Origin of the sequence: Frankia sp. CcI49 (genome assembly GCF_001983215.1) — a bacterium.
GTDB lineage: Bacteria > Actinomycetota > Actinomycetes > Frankiales > Frankiaceae > Parafrankia > Parafrankia irregularis.
This window is the reverse complement of record NZ_MOWP01000017.1, coordinates 43,453-59,130: the sequence shown is the minus strand read 5'-3', so window position 1 is coordinate 59,130 and position 15,678 is coordinate 43,453. Positions and strand designations below refer to the sequence as shown.

The 15,678-nt window shown below is 71.6% G+C and carries 13 protein-coding genes; 3 read left to right on the top strand and 10 right to left on the bottom strand.

From position 1 onward, the window contains the following. Positions 1-165: 165 nt before the first annotated feature. From CcI49_RS15605 to CcI49_RS15595, 3 genes are all read right to left on the bottom strand, one after another. On the bottom strand, positions 166-1,929 hold the full coding sequence (locus tag CcI49_RS15605) for a biotin carboxylase N-terminal domain-containing protein (protein WP_054570542.1): 1,764 nt from the start codon (positions 1,927-1,929) through the stop codon (positions 166-168). 130 nt (positions 1,930-2,059) lie between these two features. Then, a complete protein-coding gene (locus tag CcI49_RS15600; RefSeq protein ID WP_054570543.1) occupies positions 2,060-2,311 on the bottom strand; it encodes an acyl-CoA carboxylase epsilon subunit in 252 nt (83 codons plus the stop codon). 100 nt (positions 2,312-2,411) lie between these two features. Further along, positions 2,412-4,007, bottom strand: coding sequence for an acyl-CoA carboxylase subunit beta (locus tag CcI49_RS15595; protein ID WP_076827449.1), 1,596 nt, complete (start codon positions 4,005-4,007; stop codon positions 2,412-2,414). A gap of 182 nt (positions 4,008-4,189) precedes the next feature. Between CcI49_RS15595 and CcI49_RS15590 the strand changes: the two genes are divergently transcribed. Both CcI49_RS15590 and CcI49_RS15585 read left to right on the top strand, forming a co-directional pair. Continuing rightward, entirely contained in the window at positions 4,190-5,116 is a 927-nt protein-coding gene (locus CcI49_RS15590) for a biotin--[acetyl-CoA-carboxylase] ligase (protein ID WP_241840087.1), read from the top strand. Positions 5,117-5,251: 135 nt separating this feature from the next. After that, a complete protein-coding gene (locus tag CcI49_RS15585) occupies positions 5,252-5,761 on the top strand; it encodes a PH domain-containing protein (RefSeq protein WP_054570545.1) in 510 nt (169 codons plus the stop codon). Between the two features lie 37 nt (positions 5,762-5,798). Here the strand turns inward: CcI49_RS15585 and CcI49_RS15580 are convergent, their stop codons facing one another. The 5 genes from CcI49_RS15580 to CcI49_RS15560 all read right to left on the bottom strand — a co-directional run bounded on the left by CcI49_RS15580 (position 5,799) and on the right by CcI49_RS15560 (position 11,553). Next, positions 5,799-6,473, bottom strand: a complete 675-nt coding sequence (locus CcI49_RS15580) for a hypothetical protein (RefSeq protein ID WP_083749530.1) — start codon at positions 6,471-6,473, stop codon at positions 5,799-5,801. A 12-nt stretch (positions 6,474-6,485) separates the two neighbouring features. After that, positions 6,486-8,189, bottom strand: a complete 1,704-nt coding sequence (locus CcI49_RS42085) for a hypothetical protein (protein WP_054570546.1) — start codon at positions 8,187-8,189, stop codon at positions 6,486-6,488. Between the two features lie 349 nt (positions 8,190-8,538). Continuing rightward, complete coding sequence (locus CcI49_RS15570; protein ID WP_054570547.1) at positions 8,539-9,804, bottom strand: hypothetical protein; 1,266 nt, start codon at positions 9,802-9,804, stop codon at positions 8,539-8,541. Positions 9,805-10,219: 415 nt separating this feature from the next. Continuing rightward, a complete protein-coding gene (locus CcI49_RS15565; RefSeq protein WP_076827445.1) occupies positions 10,220-10,822 on the bottom strand; it encodes a TetR/AcrR family transcriptional regulator in 603 nt (200 codons plus the stop codon). 245 nt (positions 10,823-11,067) lie between these two features. Then, positions 11,068-11,553: a GtrA family protein gene (locus CcI49_RS15560; RefSeq protein ID WP_054570549.1), complete on the bottom strand. Its 486-nt coding sequence runs from the start codon at positions 11,551-11,553 to the stop codon at positions 11,068-11,070. 631 nt (positions 11,554-12,184) lie between these two features. Between CcI49_RS15560 and CcI49_RS15555 the strand changes: the two genes are divergently transcribed. After that, on the top strand, positions 12,185-12,757 hold the full coding sequence (locus tag CcI49_RS15555) for a carbonic anhydrase (protein ID WP_054570550.1): 573 nt from the start codon (positions 12,185-12,187) through the stop codon (positions 12,755-12,757). 55 nt (positions 12,758-12,812) lie between these two features. On the opposite strand, the gene CcI49_RS15550 is transcribed toward CcI49_RS15555, so the two are convergent. Both CcI49_RS15550 and CcI49_RS15545 read right to left on the bottom strand, forming a co-directional pair. Further along, positions 12,813-13,778, bottom strand: coding sequence for a TIGR03089 family protein (locus CcI49_RS15550; protein ID WP_076827443.1), 966 nt, complete (start codon positions 13,776-13,778; stop codon positions 12,813-12,815). A gap of 265 nt (positions 13,779-14,043) precedes the next feature. Then, on the bottom strand, positions 14,044-15,546 hold the full coding sequence (locus CcI49_RS15545; RefSeq protein WP_235498378.1) for an LCP family protein: 1,503 nt from the start codon (positions 15,544-15,546) through the stop codon (positions 14,044-14,046). Between the last annotated feature and the right edge of the window lie 132 nt (positions 15,547-15,678).

Genomic DNA, 15,678 nt, shown 5'->3' with positions numbered 1-15,678 from the left:
GGGTGTCGCGTGCCGTTCGCCGTCTCCTGCCACCGGGCCCGCCCACGCCTCCTGCCGCCAGGCCCGCCCGTGTCCGCGCGCACCTGCGTGGCGCCCCGCAACGGCAGCGGCGGCGCTCCCGCCCGTGAGGGAGGGAACGCCGCCGCAGGTGCCCGTCGGGCGAGATCAGTCCTTGATCTCGCAGAGAACGGCGCCGCTGGTCACGACAGCCCCGACCGCTGCCGTGAGCCCGCCGACGGTTCCCGCGCGGTGGGCGTTGATGGGCTGCTCCATCTTCATCGCCTCGAGCACGACGATCAGATCGCCGGCCTCGACGGTGTCACCGTCGCTGACCGCGACCTTGACGATGGTGCCCTGCATCGGGCTCGTCAGGGCATCGCCGGTGACCTTGGAGGCAGCCTTGCCGGCGGACCGGCGCTTCGGCGCGGAACCCGCCGTGGCCGCGCCACCGCCACCGCCCGCGCCGAAACCGGCGGGCAGCACGACCTCGAGACGCTTGCCGCCGACCTCGACGACCACCGTCTCCCGCGGATCGGTGGCGGTGTCCGCATCGGTGCCACCGGTGAAGGGCGGGATGGTGTTGTCGAACTCGGTCTCGATCCAGCGGTTGTGCACCCGGAACGGCTCGTCCGCGGCCTCCGGGGCGAACGCCAGGTCACGGACCACCGCGCGGTGGAACGGCAGCGCGGTGGCCATGCCCTCGACGACCATCTCGTCGAGAGCGCGGCGGGCCCGCTCCAGGGCCTCCTGGCGGCTCGCGCCGGTGATGATGAGCTTGGCGAGCAGGGAGTCGAACGCCCCGCCGATCACGCTGCCGCTCTCGACACCGGTGTCCAGCCGAACACCGGGGCCGGCCGGGGCGGTGAACGTGGTGACGGTGCCCGGGGCCGGGAGGAAGTTGCGGCCGGGGTCCTCGCCGTTGATGCGGAACTCGATCGAGTGCCCACGCGGGGTGGGGTCGACCGGGTTGAGCGCCTCGCCCTCGGCGATGCGGAACTGGGCGCGGACCAGGTCGACGCCGGAGGTCTCCTCCGTCACCGGGTGCTCGACCTGGAGGCGCGTGTTGACCTCCAGGAAGCTGATCATCCCGTCCTTGGCGACGAGGAACTCCACGGTGCCCGCGCCGACGTAGCCGGCCTCGCGCACGATCTTCTTGGACGCCTCGTAGAGCTCGGTGTTCTGGGCCTCGGTGAGGAACGGCGCGGGCGCCTCCTCGACGAGCTTCTGGTAGCGGCGCTGCAGCGAGCAGTCGCGGGTGCCGACGACGACGACGTTGCCGTGGGTGTCGGCGAGCACCTGCGTCTCGACATGGCGCGGCTGGTCCAGGTAGCGCTCGACGAAGCATTCGCCGCGGCCGAAGGCGGCGACCGCCTCGCGCACGGCGCTCTCGAACAGCTCGGGCAGTTCCTCGGCGGTCCACGCGACCTTGAGGCCGCGGCCACCACCGCCGAACGCCGCCTTGATGGCGACGGGCAGACCGTGCTCGTTCGCAAAGGCGACGACCTCGTCCACACCGGCCACCGGATCGGCGGTGCCCGGGGCGAGCGGGGCGCCGACGGCGAGCGCGATGTGCCTGGCGGCGGTCTTGTCACCGAGCCGGCGAATGGCCTCCGGCGGCGGGCCGATCCAGGTCAGACCCGCGGAGATCACGGCCTCGGCGAAATCCGCGTTCTCGGAGAGGAAACCGTAGCCGGGGTGCACCGCGTCCGCGCCGGAGCTGGCGCAGGCCTGCAGAATCTTGTCGATTCTCAGGTACGAGTCACCGGGGGTCGACCCACCCAGCGCGTAGGCCTCGTCGGCGACCCGAACATGCATGGCGTCAATGTCGGGCTCCGCATACACGGCGACGCTGGAATAACCCGCGTCGCGGCAGGCCCGCGCCACCCGGACGGCAATTTCGCCCCGGTTGGCGATGAGGATCTTACGCACATTCCTCCCGTCTCGTCCGGCCTGAGTCTGGGCGAGTCGGGCCGTACCGTGTTCCTTCTTTGCCGGCAGCGGTGAAACAAATTAGCCCACCGCCGGCCCGCACGCCGGTTGTTCTCACATAACCGATTTGTCAACTACCTGCCGGGAAGCGCTGGCCGGCCGTGCGGGCCGACCGGCTCCATGCTCCCGGGCCGGCGGTCAGCCTGCCACGCATGGCCAGCGCCGGGTCGGCCCAGGTGGATCTGGCCCGAACCGCCGGCGGGCCCGACGCGGCCCGCGCGGCCAGCACGGCCACGAGCGCCGCGATCTCCTCCGGCGAGGCGTCGCCGCGGACCAGCCGCAGGTGCGCCCGGCCCGCGGGCTCTTCGGGTCTGTCTGCCACCGGCCGCCCTCCTCGGTACTTCGTCCGTGGTCCCGCTTCGGACCCGCGCTGTCTGCCTCGATGCTGCGCATGCTCCCGGCCCCCGCGGACCGGCCGGCCGCTACAGCGGGATGTTGCCGTGCTTCTTCGGCGGCAGCGTCGCGCGCTTGGTGCGCAGCAGGCGCAGTGCCCGGATGACCTCGCGCCGCGTGACCGAGGGCTGGATGACCGCGTCGAGGTAGCCGCGCTCCGCCGCGATGTACGGCGTAGCGAAGTGCTCGTTGTAGTCGTCGATCAGTTCGGCCCGGCGATCGTCGGGCGCATCCGAGCCCGCGAGCTCGCGGCGGTAGATGATGTTCACGGCGCCGCGGGCGCCCATGACCGCGATCTCCGCGGTCGGCCAGGCGAGGTTGATGTCGGCGCGCAGGTGCTTGGAACCCATGACGTCGTACGCGCCGCCGTAGGCCTTCCGGGTGATGACGGTGACCTTGGGAACGGTCGCCTCGGCGTAGGCGTAGATGAGCTTGGCGCCGCGCCGGATAATGCCGTTCCATTCCTGCGAGGTACCCGGCAGGAATCCGGGGACGTCCACGAACGTCAGTACCGGGATGTTGAACGCGTCGCAGGTACGCACGAAGCGTGCGGCCTTCTCGCTGGCGTCGATGTCCAGGGTGCCGGCGAACTGCATCGGCTGGTTGGCGACGACACCGACCGAGCGGCCGTCGATCCGACCGAAGCCGACAATCATGTTCGGTGCGAACTGGGCGTGGACCTCGAGGAAGTCCTCCTCGTCCAGAACCCGCTCGATCACGTGGTGCATGTCGTACGGGGTGTTCGGCGAGTCCGGAATGAAGGTGTCGAGCTCGGTGTCCACCTCCGCCTCGACATCGGCCACCTCGGCGTAGGCGGGCACCTCGTCCATGTTGTTCGAGGGCAGGTAGGACAGCAGCGCCCGGGCCAGCTCCAGGCAGTCGTTCTCGTCGGCGGCCTGGAAATGGGCGACGCCGCTGCGCGAGTTGTGCGTGTGCGCTCCGCCCAGCTCCTCCATGCCGACGTCCTCGCCGGTGACCTCTTTGATCACGTCGGGGCCGGTGATGAACATGTGGCTGGTCTGGTCGACCATCAGGGTGAAGTCGGTGATCGCGGGCGAGTACACCGCGCCCCCGGCGCACGGCCCCATGATCAGTGAAAGCTGCGGGACGACACCCGAGGCCATCACGTTGCGGTAGAAGATCTCGCCGTACAGGCCGAGCGAGACGACGCCCTCCTGGATGCGCGCGCCGCCGGAGTCGTTGATCCCGACGACCGGCACCCCGGTCCGCAGCGCGAGGTCCATGATCTTGACGATCTTCTCGCCGAAGACCTCGCCCAGGCTCCCGCCGAAGACGGTGAAGTCCTGGCTGAACACACAGACCTGGCGGCCGTCCACCGTCCCGTAGCCGGTCACGACGCCGTCGCCGTACGGGCGGTTGCGGTCCAGCCCGAAGTCGTGCGAACGGTGCCGGGCGAAGGCATCCGTCTCGACGAAGGAACCCGGGTCGAGGAACGCCTCGATCCGCTCCCGCGCCGTCATCTTGCCCTTGGCGTGCTGCGCGTCCACCGACCGCTGCGAACCGGCATGGACAGCCTCTTCGGTCACGGCCTGCAATCGAGCAAGCCGGCCGGCGGTGCTGTGCGGTTCGGGCGTGGGTTCGTGCGCGGAAGCCGGGAGAGCCATAGAGCGAAGCGTACGGCGGGCGGTGGCCCACGCGCTCGATTGATGTGGAGACCGTCTCACTTGGCCTCTGGGAAGGTAGTCCCGTGCCCGCTGTGCCGATCGACTCAGATGGACGACCAACACCCCCGTTTGATCCCGCCTCCGGAGCCTGCGCCGCAGGTCGCGGGCCTGATGATGGGCTTGTGACCGCTTCCGCGCCCGGGCGCCGGCCGGAGCTTGCGGGGCTGCGCCGCCCGCTGGGCGCGGGGGCGCTCGGGCCGCCGCTCGCGCGGCTCGGCGTCGTCCTGGCCGTGGTCGACGAGATCGACTCGACGAACGCGGAGCTCGTCCGCCTCGCCCGCGGGGTCCGGGGCTCGACGGGGCTGCCGGTGCCGACGGACCGAGGAGCCGCGGTGATGCCGCCAGGCGGCGTCCCAGCCAGCCCGGCCAGCGACCCGGTCGATGAGCTGGCCGGTGAGCTGGCCAGTGATCCGGTGGTCGTCCTCGTCGCGGAGCGGCAGAGCGCCGGGCGGGGGCGCATGGACCGGTCGTGGCAGTCCGCGGTCGGCGCCGGGCTCATGGTGTCCGTGCTCGTCCGCCCGGCCGTCGCCACCCGCTGGCTGGGCTGGCTGCCGCTGGTCGTCGGCACGTCACTGGTGCGGACCCTGCGCTCGTACGCGCGGCTGCCGGCGGTGCTCAAATGGCCGAACGACCTGCAGGTGGACGGCGAGAAGCTCGGCGGGATCCTGGTGGAGCTCGCACCCGGCCCAGGGGTCCCCCCGGCGGCCGTCATCGGCTTCGGGCTGAACGTGACCGCGCTGGCCGACGAGCTGCCGGAGCGCTCGACCAGCCTGCTGCTGCGGGACGTCGAGCCGGCCCTGCTGGACCGTGGGCGGCTCCTCACCGCGCTCCTCACCGACCTGGTCGGCGCGATCTCCCGGTGGGAGCAGGCGCCCGACGGGGCCCGCGGTGAGTACCGGGAGGTCTGCACGACCCTGGGCCGCCTCGTGCGGGTCGAGCTTCCCGACGGGACGTCCGTCCGGGGGACGGCCACCGACGTGGACGAGTTCGGCCGGCTCGTGGTCGACGGCCGCGCGTTCAGCGCCGCCGACGTGATCCATCTGCGTTGACCAGGCGCCGTGCGGAGGGGCGCCGCGCGAAGTTGACCGGGGACCGCGCGAAGTTGACCGGGCGCTGCGCGAAGTTGCCTGGGTGCTGAGCGAGCACTGCTGGGACAGGCCTGTCCGGGATGCGAAGATCTGGCGGTGGCGTTTCCGGACGACGTTCTGACCGACGACGAAGAGGTGGTTCTCCACCTGCATCCGCACTGGGGCAGCCTGGTGCTGCCCGTGCTCTCCGTCGTCACCGCGCTCGCGCTGATGACCCTCGGGGTCTTCTTCGTGCCTGACAACTTCGCGAGGGAGGCGCTCCAGTACCTCGTCCTGGCACTGGGGCTGGCCGCCATCGGGTACTTCGGTGTGGCGCCCTGGCTGCGCTGGATCACGACGCACTTCGTGTTCACCACCGAGCGGCTGATCATCCGTGAGGGCGTCGTGAACCACACCGGCCGCGACATCCCGCTCGTCTGGCTCAGCAACGTCTCCTGGGACCAGTCGTTGCCCGACCGGCTGGTGGGTGCCGGAACACTGTCGATCGAGAGCGCCGGCCAGCGTGGGCCGATCATCCTCACCCACGTCCCGCGGGTCGAGGGGGTGTACGCCACGCTGCGCGAGCTCGCCGACGCGGCCGATCTCCGCCGGCGTTCCGGCGGCTGACGTCCCGGGCGGCTGACGGAGCCGCCCGGGAAGGACGTCAGAGCGGGTCGAACGTGCGCCACCAGGTGATCAGGCCGGTCGGGTCGTCGGTCGCGGCGATGAAGCCGACCCGCTCGCGGTCGATCGTCCAGTAGGCGGTGAAGCGGCCCGCCGCGGCCTCACAGACGAACGTTCCCGACCGCCGCGACGGCAACAGGTAGGCCTCGCTGCTCGTCTGGCCCGCCTCACAGGAACCGACATCCACGGTCGCGGTGGACCGCCGGGCGGCGTCGGCGGCCATCGCGGGGCTGTCGGCGTAGCCGAGCACGATCACCTCCGCGGGTGGTCGGCCGCCCCCGGCGACGCCGGGAGCGCAGCGCAGTGCCGCCACGACGCCGGTCGCCGCGCTGCTGGTCGGGCCGCGGGCAGCCGACGAGCTGGTCGCCTCCGCCGTGGCCGACACACAGTCGGTCAGCTCGAAGGAGGACAGTCTGGCGGCGAGTTCGCGTTCGGCCTCGCTCAGCGCCGCGCCATCGTCAGGTCCCGGGCTCCCGGTTGCCGCCGGCGACGCCGCCGGGCTCGGTGCGGCACCCGACGGCGTGGATTGCCCGGCCGCGGGGCCGGACGACCCGCTGTCGAGGGCGGCCAGCCCGATCAGCACACCCGCGCAGGCCAGGGCCGCGACGGCCAGGACTGCTGGGACCAGCATGCGGATCGACGTCACTCGGGCCACAGCTGCCTCCCGTCAGCGGCGGATGGGATCGAATCTGTGCCACCACGTGACCAGGCGTGCGGGGTCCAGATCCGAGGCGGAGAAGGCGACCAGTGAACGGTCGACGCTCCAGAACGTGACGAAGCGGTCGGCGTACTTGTAACAGAGGCGAGCCCCGCCGCCCGGTTCCTGCGGAGAGGTCCATTCCTCGACGCTTTCCTGGCCTTCGTCGCAGTTGCCGGCGTCGGTGTAGTAGGTCGCGCGCGCACCGATCTGGCGGTCGAGGGCGGACGGGTCCGGGAAGTGGTACGCGAGGACTTCGACACCCTCCGCGCCGACGCACTGCAGGGTGGCGTCGGCGTAGGGGCTGTCGCTGCTGGCCGGGGCTGCGCAACTGGTCATCGTGACCGGGTTGAGCAGCGAGCGCAGGGCCTCCTCGGGGCTTGCGGCCGTGGCCGCCGGGTTCTGCCCGGTGCCGGCACCGGCGGAGCTGTTCGGGGCGGGCGCGGCCAGATCGTTCGCAGGTGCCGTGGCCGCGGGGGTCGTCTCGGCACTGTCGTCGGACCGCGTGGTCACGACGATGCCGATGGTGGCCACGATCACGACGACCGCGGCCAGCGCGCCGATCACGGCCAGGGTGCGGCCCCGGCGCGTCGGCGGCTCGGGCACGTCGCCCGCGCCCAGGCCCGGCCCGGGCAGCTGCGAGGATCGCCCGGGCATGTCGCCAGCGGGGCCACCGCGATTCCAGCCACCATCGCCCCAGTTCCCACCGCCCCAGCCGCTACCGTCCGACCCGGTCGGGCCGTCAAGGCCGCTCAGACCACCGAGAGGGCCACCAGGCGTGGTGATTCTGGGTGGGATCGGCGGGTTCAGGCCGCCACCCGCGGGTGTGGGTGTGGCCGGGTACCTCGACGGCGTCGGCCAGGCCGGCCCGCCGGTGACCTGGTCGGGGGCTTCCTGCGACGGACGTCGCACGGTGAACGACTCGCCGGGTGGCGGGGGCAGTGGATGCGGCCCGGTCAGCGGCGGCGGCACCGTGCCGCCGTGCCGCGGCGGCTGGGGTCCCTGCGGCGACTGGAGCGGCTGGGCAGGCTGGAGCGGCTGAGGTGGCTGAGCTGGTTGGGGCGGTTGGGGCGGCTGCGCGGGGCCGCTTCGCCAGGCCTGCCATGGCGGGGTGTCGAGGGTGCCGTCGGCCGGTCCTGGTGGACCGGTCACGGTGAACTGATCGGTGTCGTCCGGCGGGCTGACCGGCTGTGGAGGCTGGGCGGTCCGGTGGGCCGCCGGGGCCGGTCCCGGCGGGGCCAACCGGTAGGTGGCGTCCTCGTCGGGCAGCGCAGCCGCCACCTCCGGCCCGGGCGTGTCGAAACGCGGCGCGGGCGGGAGAGGAAGCGGTAGCGGCAGCGGGCTGATCGGTGGGGGAGTGGGCGTCGGGGCCGTCGGCTGTGCGTACAGCCCCGGGAGGCCGCCTCGCGCGGCGGGCCCACCCGGGTGCGTTCCGGGGAGCAGGAAGCCACCGGCACCCAGGTCGGAAGGTCGCAGGACCTGGGTGCTGCCCGCCTCGTCCGCGTCGTCATCCGTCACGTCGTCGTCCGGCATCGGGACCGGCTCATGGCCAACCGGCTGCTCGCTGTCTGACCACTGGCCGTCCGAGCGCGGGCCACCCGGCTGCGGCGGGCCGTACGGGGCAGGTGGCTCGAAGGCGGGCGACGCGCCATCGCCGGGGCTCTGGCTGGGCACGATTCCTCCTGGGAGGGGATCTGGCCGGAAGTGGTGAAGCCGGGACGGACAGTGACGCCGGGTGTGCCGGCGACGTCGGATGTGGGACGAACAGCGTTTCCCGCCCGGGGTGACCGGGATACGGGATATCTGCCGACGACGGTGTGCGTAGTCAGCCTAGGCGCACATGCTCCACCGACTGTCAGGTATCGGCGTGAATCGTGGGTTGTTGATGCGACGGCGGGTGCGGAAACCGGCCGCGACCGTGTGGGCGGAGGGCGTCCGATGTTGCGCCCGGACGTCCCCCACCCACGGTTCCGCGTCGATTCCCGCCGGCCGAGACGGGGCTGGAACGGTGTGGACCCGTCGACTAGATCGGGTCGAAGGTGCGCCACCACTCGTGCAGCGCGGTCGGGTTGCCGTCGGTCACCGTCAGGAAGGAAACCAGATCGTCGTCGTAGCTCCAGAACATGAAGAAGTTGTTCTGGTTGTAAAAGCAGATCACGGTTCCCTGGACCGGGCCGTCGCCGACGTTCCAGGTGAAGATGTCGGGATCGCCGCTCGAGCACTCGCCCTGGTCGGTGACCAGTGACTTACGGCTGTTGATGTCGTCGGTGAGGCCCGTTGTGCTCGAATAGTGGTATGCGGCCACGGGCAGGCCGTTGTCCGCGGCGGTACAGGTCACCGAGGCGTCGATGTTCTCGTCCTCGCCATCGGAATTCGGCTCGCAGTCGGTCATCGTGCTCGGGTCCAGCTGGGCGACCAGTGCTGACTGCCTGCTGGTGAAGGACCCGGAACTCGCCGATTCCGTCGGGGTGGGGGCGGCCGACGTCCTGGTCGCCGTCGGTGACGGCGACGAGCTCGGCGTGGCGCTCGTCGTCACGGAAGGAGACAGCGACGTCGCGACCACGGGCCCGGACGGATCGTCGTTACCGGAGTCCTTCGTGGCGATCAGGGCGACCGGAATGGCGATGGCGAGCGCGACGGCCGCCGCGACCGCGACAATGATGATGTTGCGGCGGTTGTTCTGGCTGGGCCCGCCGGGGCTTCCCTGGTTGCCCGGGTAGCCCCCCGGGGGATAGTTGTCGTAGCCGGGCTGCTGGTAGCCCTCGGTCTGGTAGCCGCCGCCCTGCTGGTTGCCGTATCCCTGGTAGCCCGCCTGGCCGTACCCGCCCTGCTGGTAGCCGGCCTGGTCGTAGCCGGGCTGCTGGTAGCCCTCGGTCGGGTAGCCGCCGCCCTGCTGGTAGCCGCCGGTCTGGGCGTAGCCCTGCTGGTTCTGATCGCCGTACCCGCCCTGCTGGTACCCGCCGGTCTGCGGGTAGCCACCGCCCTGCTGGTAGCCGCCGGTCTGCGGGTAGCCGCCACCGGTCTGCGGGTAGGCGGCGGTCGGTGGGTACGCCTGCTGGCCGTAGCCCGCGCCGGCCGGTGGCTGCTGCCCGCCGGCCGCCCCGCCCCCCGGCTGCTGGTAGCCGCCGCGACCGGACGGATAGGAGCCGGGAGGTGTCGAACCGCCGCCGGCGATCTGGGTCACGGCGTCGTCGTCGTATCCGGGACCACCACCGAATCCGGGACCGCCGCTGTCGGCCCGCCGGGTTTCGGCGTCCGGGTCGTGCTGACCCGGGTTCGGTGGCTGCATGACGTCCCTCCTGATGTGCCTGTACCGCGCTGTGCCTTTGTCGCGCCGCCCACGGCCGGTGTGACCGGTCCGGTGGTGGCGCGATGGAACCTGGACGGCCCTCGCGTGACGGCGCCGCGTGCATGGGTGGCCAGGTTCCGGGCGTCGAGCTGCTGGGCGTTTGCGGGCGCCCGGCCGTGCCCGGTCCGGGAGTGGTCCGCCGTGGATTGACGGGTGGCCGGTGCGGGTTCGACTTTGGTGCCCGCCCAAGAGTAGGAGCAACGCGGAGATTGAGCTGGTCCGGGTCGCTTTCCGGACATGACCATCCGGTCAGCGTTTCAACACGGTCACTGCCCGCAGTTGCCGTCCGGAGTCGGGGTACCCGGATCCGCCGCGGGTGAGCCGCCGCGGGGCTTGCGCCGAGCCACGGTGAGATTCAGACGCCGCGTGCGTAGGGCAGGATCACGTCATCCACGATGTGCTCGACGAAGGCCCCGTCGACCGGATCCCCGGTGATGAGCAGCCGCTGCAGAATCATCGCCGTGCCGACCTCGACGAGAATGTTCGGATCGGCGGCCGGACCGACCTCGCCGCGGGCGATGCCGCGGTTGACGATGCCTTCCGATGTGGTCATGCGCTGATTCCACATGCGTTCGCGCACCGCGGCGCGCAGCTCGGGGTTGCGCGGCATCTCGGAGACGACCTCGGCCATGATCCGGCCCTGTGCGTGGCCGACCAGGTCCGCGAAGGCGGACAGGAAGGCGACCAGTTCCTTGCGCATCGAGTCGGCTTCGGCGACCTGAAGCGTCTGCTCGGTGAACTGGGTGAGCRCATCCATCACAAGCGCGATCTTGGAAGGCCAACGCCGGTAGATGGTGGCCTTCCCGGCCTTGGCGCGGGTGGCCACGCGGTCCATGGTCACGCCGTCGTAGCCGTGTTCCGCCAGCAGCTCGAGGGCCGCCTGGCGGATGGTGTGGTCCCTGCTCTCGTCGCGGGGGCGTCCGCCGGGCCTGGGTGATGCGAGTGTCGGCCGCGTCACGGCGCACCCTCCTGGACCTTGAGCGGGCCGTGCGTTGTACCGGGGTGACCAGGTCACCTCTGGTGGAGAACTCGGCACGCTGTGCATGGGCTGGTGACGCGAGCCTAGCGCAGCCGGCCGGCAGGAGAACTGATCGGTACCGGAACCAACCTGTTCCCTTTCTGTCCCGGCGGGGCGGAGGCGGGACAAGAAGAGGCCCGGCCCGGCGGTGATCCGCCTCGGGCCGGGCCACTTCCGCGGACCAGTCAGGCCTGGCCGGCGGGTTCGGGAATCCGCTGGTCCTTGAGCGGCGGGGCCGCCACCTTCGGGTGGTCGGGATGCAGGAAAACGTATTTCTTGTAGGCCCAGAAGCGGAAGATCGTGCCCAGCCCGGTACCGAGAACGTTGCCGAACAGGTTGAACGCGACCACTCCTTCGAGGCCCAGGACGTACCGGGCGAAGCCCAGGCACGCCAGCGCGATCGCCAGACCGATCGCGTTCAGGACCACGAAGAGGCTGTACTCACGGCGGACTCCGGTGCGCGCGCGATGGCTGAAGGACCATTGCCGGTTACCGATGTACGCGCAGGTCGCCGCGATCACCGTCGATACGGTCTTGGCGCTGAGCGGCCCCATCCCCAGAAGGGTGTGACACAGGTTCGAGACGGCGAAGTCGATCGCATAGCAGATCGCCCCGACGATGCCGAACTTGCCCACCTCGTGGATGAGCACCTGAATCCGTGAGCGTGGCATCCGATGGCTCACCACGGGCGGCGCCGATCGACTTTGCGAACATCGATTTTGACCACCAGGAGAGAGTACAGATGACTCGTCCGGACTCGATCGCCGCCCCCGGAGCCGGGGCCTGCGGGTCCTGGTCGTGTCGCGGTCCCGAAGCGTCCGTTTACGGACCGGCGTCCCTTGCTTGTGGAACGCCGGTTGCGGGTGAAAGGCCCGCTGCGCCGGGCGGGCCGCCCGCGACGCCCGCGTCATGATTCCGCCGTTCCCGTGCGCCGACGAGGCCGACACGCCGAGACGACCGGACGAACGGCGGCCCGGGCCCGGATGCGGGCAGGAGCCGGCCAGGGCTGCGCTGGGTGACGGTTCACTGTCACAGTGTTCCCGGTCGCCTCCCGATCGATACGTCACTCGCACCGCGTGCGTGATCTGTGTCGGCTTCGCGGCCGCCTCCGTGAGGGCATTCGCGGGGAGAAATGCCCTGAATGTGTGACGAAGTTCCTTTTCGGGGGCGACACACACGCCCCCAATYGGGGCAGAGTGAGTGGCGGCGCGGGTCCGGGCCCTGCATGCTTGGGGCAGTGGCAATCCCTCCGCGGCTCGGTATGCCGCGTGAGCGACGTACCGACGGAGGTGACCTGCGGTCATGAGCGTGCCCGAGGATGTCGGACCCGCTCAGGGTGCGACCCGCACCCTGCTGGCCCGCGCGGCGGACTTCGCCGCACTGCGTGGTGGCGCCCCCGATCGACCCCCGCTGCCGGGTCAGCCGGCGACCGGCGTCGCCGTCGTGGCCTGCATGGACGCCCGTCTCAACGTCGAGGCGCTCTTCGGCCTGGCCGAGGGCGACGCGCACATCGTGCGCAACGCCGGTGGAGTGGTGACCGAGGATGTCGAGCGATCGCTGGCGGTCAGCCAGCACGCGCTCGGCACCACCGAGATCATTCTCGTGCACCACACCCGGTGCGGCATGGAACAGATCAGCGACGAGGGGTTCAGTGACTCCCTCGCCAGGCGGACCGGCGTCCGTCCGCCCTGGCGGGTCCGGGCGTTCGCCGACGTCGCCGTCGATGTCCTGGAGGGCATCCGAACGCTGCGTTCGTCACCGTTCCTGCGGGCATCGACGTCGGTGCGGGGCTTCGTCTATGACGTCGACTCCGGTGAGCTTCAGGAGATCACCGAGAGCTCACTCGCTGCCCGGAAGCAGGGCACGGCCGTCTGACCCAGGCCATCGCCTCTTCGAGTGCGGGCCTGGGGCGGGGACAGGGCAGCGCGGGTCACCAGGGGGCGGGGAGCCTGCGGACCTGGGACGGCAGGCCGATGGTGCGGGACTGCGGTACCGACCAGTCGACAGCGGTGATCCGCTCACTGTCGACCCGGCGCGCCAGCGCCTTCGGGTCAAGGTCGTCCAGGTTGCGGCACAACACCACCGACGCGCCGCTGACCAGCGGGACCAGCGTGGCGACCAGCAGCCCGGCCACGGTGGCGGGCCCCCCGACGGTGAGGATGCGATCCTCCGGGCCCAGCGCGTCGCGGCGTGCCACGGCGGCGGCGAGGCCGAGTAGCCGCGCCTGCTCCGCGGGCGGCGGTGGCGGCCCGAAACGGTCGCCGTGCGGGGGGACCTCCACCGCGTAGTCGAGCACCCCCGGCACCGCGGCGCGCAGCCGGCCGCCGAGCGGGCGTAGCGAAAGCCCGACGACCTCGTCGACGTCGAGGGCGGTCGCGATGTCGAGCCGGTCCTCGCTGGTGAAGATGACGCCGGGGTGCCGCGGTGGCGCGCCGRCCCCGTCTTCACCCGCCCTGTGTTCACCCGCCCCGTGTCGGTCCGTGCCGTGCCCGCTCGCCTCGCGCTCGTCGACCGGCCCTCCCGGGCTCACGGCGAGCTGGACCTCCATGCCCGCCGACCAGGCCGCCAGGAGGATCACGCAGCTCGTCCAGTGCGGGGGGAGGTCGATGCCGACGGCGTCCGCGGGCGCCAGGCCAACCGTGTCCACCAGCAGGTTGGCGGTTTTCGCGACCCAGTTGTCCAAGGTCGCGGTGGAGAACTCCACCCGCTCACCGGTGGCGTCGTCGTAGAAGGTGACCATTGGTCGGCCCGGGTCGCGGGTCAGCCGGGCGGCGAGCGCGGCGGCCACCCCGGGGAAGGGCGCGGCGGGTGCCTGCGTCGCGGCCTCGGTCGTGGCCTCGGAGGGCAGGGCGACGGCGCGGAGCACCGAGGCAGCTGGGACGAACCGGACGTCCAACGGTCGCGGTCTCCAATCCGGTCGTCGGCGGTGCCGGTGGTGGGTGGTGCCGGTGGCGGGTGGTGGTGGGTGGCGGCGCTGGCGGAGTGTGCCGGCGGTGCTGATCCACCGTGGAACGTAACGCTACCGACTCCCGGGACCGACCCCGAACGTCCGCCGCGCGAACACCGCGCGAACACCGCGCGGGCACCGTTTCGGGGTCGCCATCTCGGGCCCTCCAGCGGGCCGGCCGGTCCGCCGGCCGGCAGGCTGTCGGCCGGCAGCCTCAGTAGGTACAACCGGTGGTCAGCTGCGTTGCGGTGAGGGGCGCGCTCGTCCTGGTGCCGGTCGTCGCGGTGCCGGCCGTCGTGGGGGAGCCCATGGAGCCAGTGGAGCCCGTGGCGGACGCGGATGACCCGGGTGCGGGTATCCCGGCGGCCGCGCGGGTGCCGGGCGCCGGAGCCGCCCCGGACCGCACCTGCTGGAACGACGTGCCGAGCACGAGCGAGACCCGGCTGGCGAGACCGTCATCCCGGACGAGACGGGCGCCCGGCACGACGGCGGCGACCGCGCGGGCCGCGGCCTCCTGCCCGGGCCCGTACCTGACCTCGCTGGTCGAGAGCCTGCCGTTCGGCCAGTCGCGGGGCGAGCCGACCCGGAAGCCCAGTTTCGACAGGTCCGCGCCGGCCGCGCCGGCGAGGCCACCGATCCGGGCCGCGTTGAAGACGTCGACCGAGACGTCCTTCGGTGCCGCCGTGGCGGGCCGCGCCGGTGCGGACGGGGCCGGCGCCCGGCCGCGCAGCGGGGCGAGGAACGCGTTGAGCTGCGCAGGGTCGTACAGCTGCACCGATCCGTACCGGGGCAGCTCGCCGACGGCGTTCCCGCCCTCCGCGGGAGTCGGCGCGTGTACGGGGATCGTGACGAACCTGATCTGGTCGGAGCTCATCGCGCTCATCCGCTTCGCGAGCAGCCGGATGTCGTCGATGTCCGTCCCGTCGTCGATGGTCAGGGACTTCGTCGTCGCGCTGATCAGGCTCTCCAGCCGGGCCGGGTTCGTCAGCACGCCGTCGCTGGTGGCCTTGCGGAACACCGCCCCGATGAACTGCTGCTGGCGGTGGATGCGGTCGAAGTCGTTGTCGGGCAGGCCATGGCGCTGCCGGACGAAGGCGAGTGCCTGGTCGCCGTCGAGGTGGTTCTCGCCGACCCGGCCCCGCCACTGCGACCAGTTGTCGTGCAGGTTGCTCCGTGAACCGTCCGGCAGGGCCTTCACGCAGACGGTCACCCCGCCGATCGCGTTGGTCATGTCGCGGAAGCCCGCGAGGTCGACCGACACGTAGTGGTCCACGCGAATGTCGGTGAGCCGCTCGATGGTGCGGATCAGCAGCGACGGGCCGCCGATCGAGATCGCCTGGGTCAGCTTGTCCCGGCCGTGCCCCGGGATGTGGACGAGGGTGTCGCGTGGGAAGGAGACCAGCGTGGTCGTCCCGTTCACGTCGAGGTGGGCGAGGATCGTGGTGTCCGAACGTTGCCCGGTGACCTCGCCGTCGTGCTGGAACTCGTTTCCGGTGCCGGCCCTGCTGTCGGACCCGACGAGCAGGAAGTTGGTCGTTCCCTCGATCGGGTCGGCGGGGCGCTCGCCTTCCAGGCTCAGCCGGAGCCGGTTGATCTGGCGGTCGAAGTGCTCGTAGAGCGCGAATCCCCCCACCACGAACGCGAAGATCAGGCAGGAGAGGGCGCCGCAGAGGCCGGTGGTGAGCCTGGCGGCGATCGGTCGGCGGCGAGCGCCCACCGGCGGCACGAGGCGGAGATGATGTGCCTCGGGACCGGGAGGTCCCCCGGTCGAGGCGCGCGGTCCAGCACCGGTCACACGTCCCCCTCCGCCATCTTCCGGTAGCTCACCGTGCCTGCTGGATGTCAGCCC

Coding starts and splice junctions, on each gene's coding strand:
- CcI49_RS15595 (WP_076827449.1), bottom strand. CDS start 4,007: ATGGCTCTCCCGGCTTCCGCGCACGAACCCACGCCCGAACCGCACAGC.
- CcI49_RS15570 (WP_054570547.1), bottom strand. CDS start 9,804: ATGCAGCCACCGAACCCGGGTCAGCACGACCCGGACGCCGAAACCCGG.
- CcI49_RS15560 (WP_054570549.1), bottom strand. CDS start 11,553: ATGCCACGCTCACGGATTCAGGTGCTCATCCACGAGGTGGGCAAGTTC.
- CcI49_RS15555 (WP_054570550.1), top strand. CDS start 12,185: ATGAGCGTGCCCGAGGATGTCGGACCCGCTCAGGGTGCGACCCGCACC.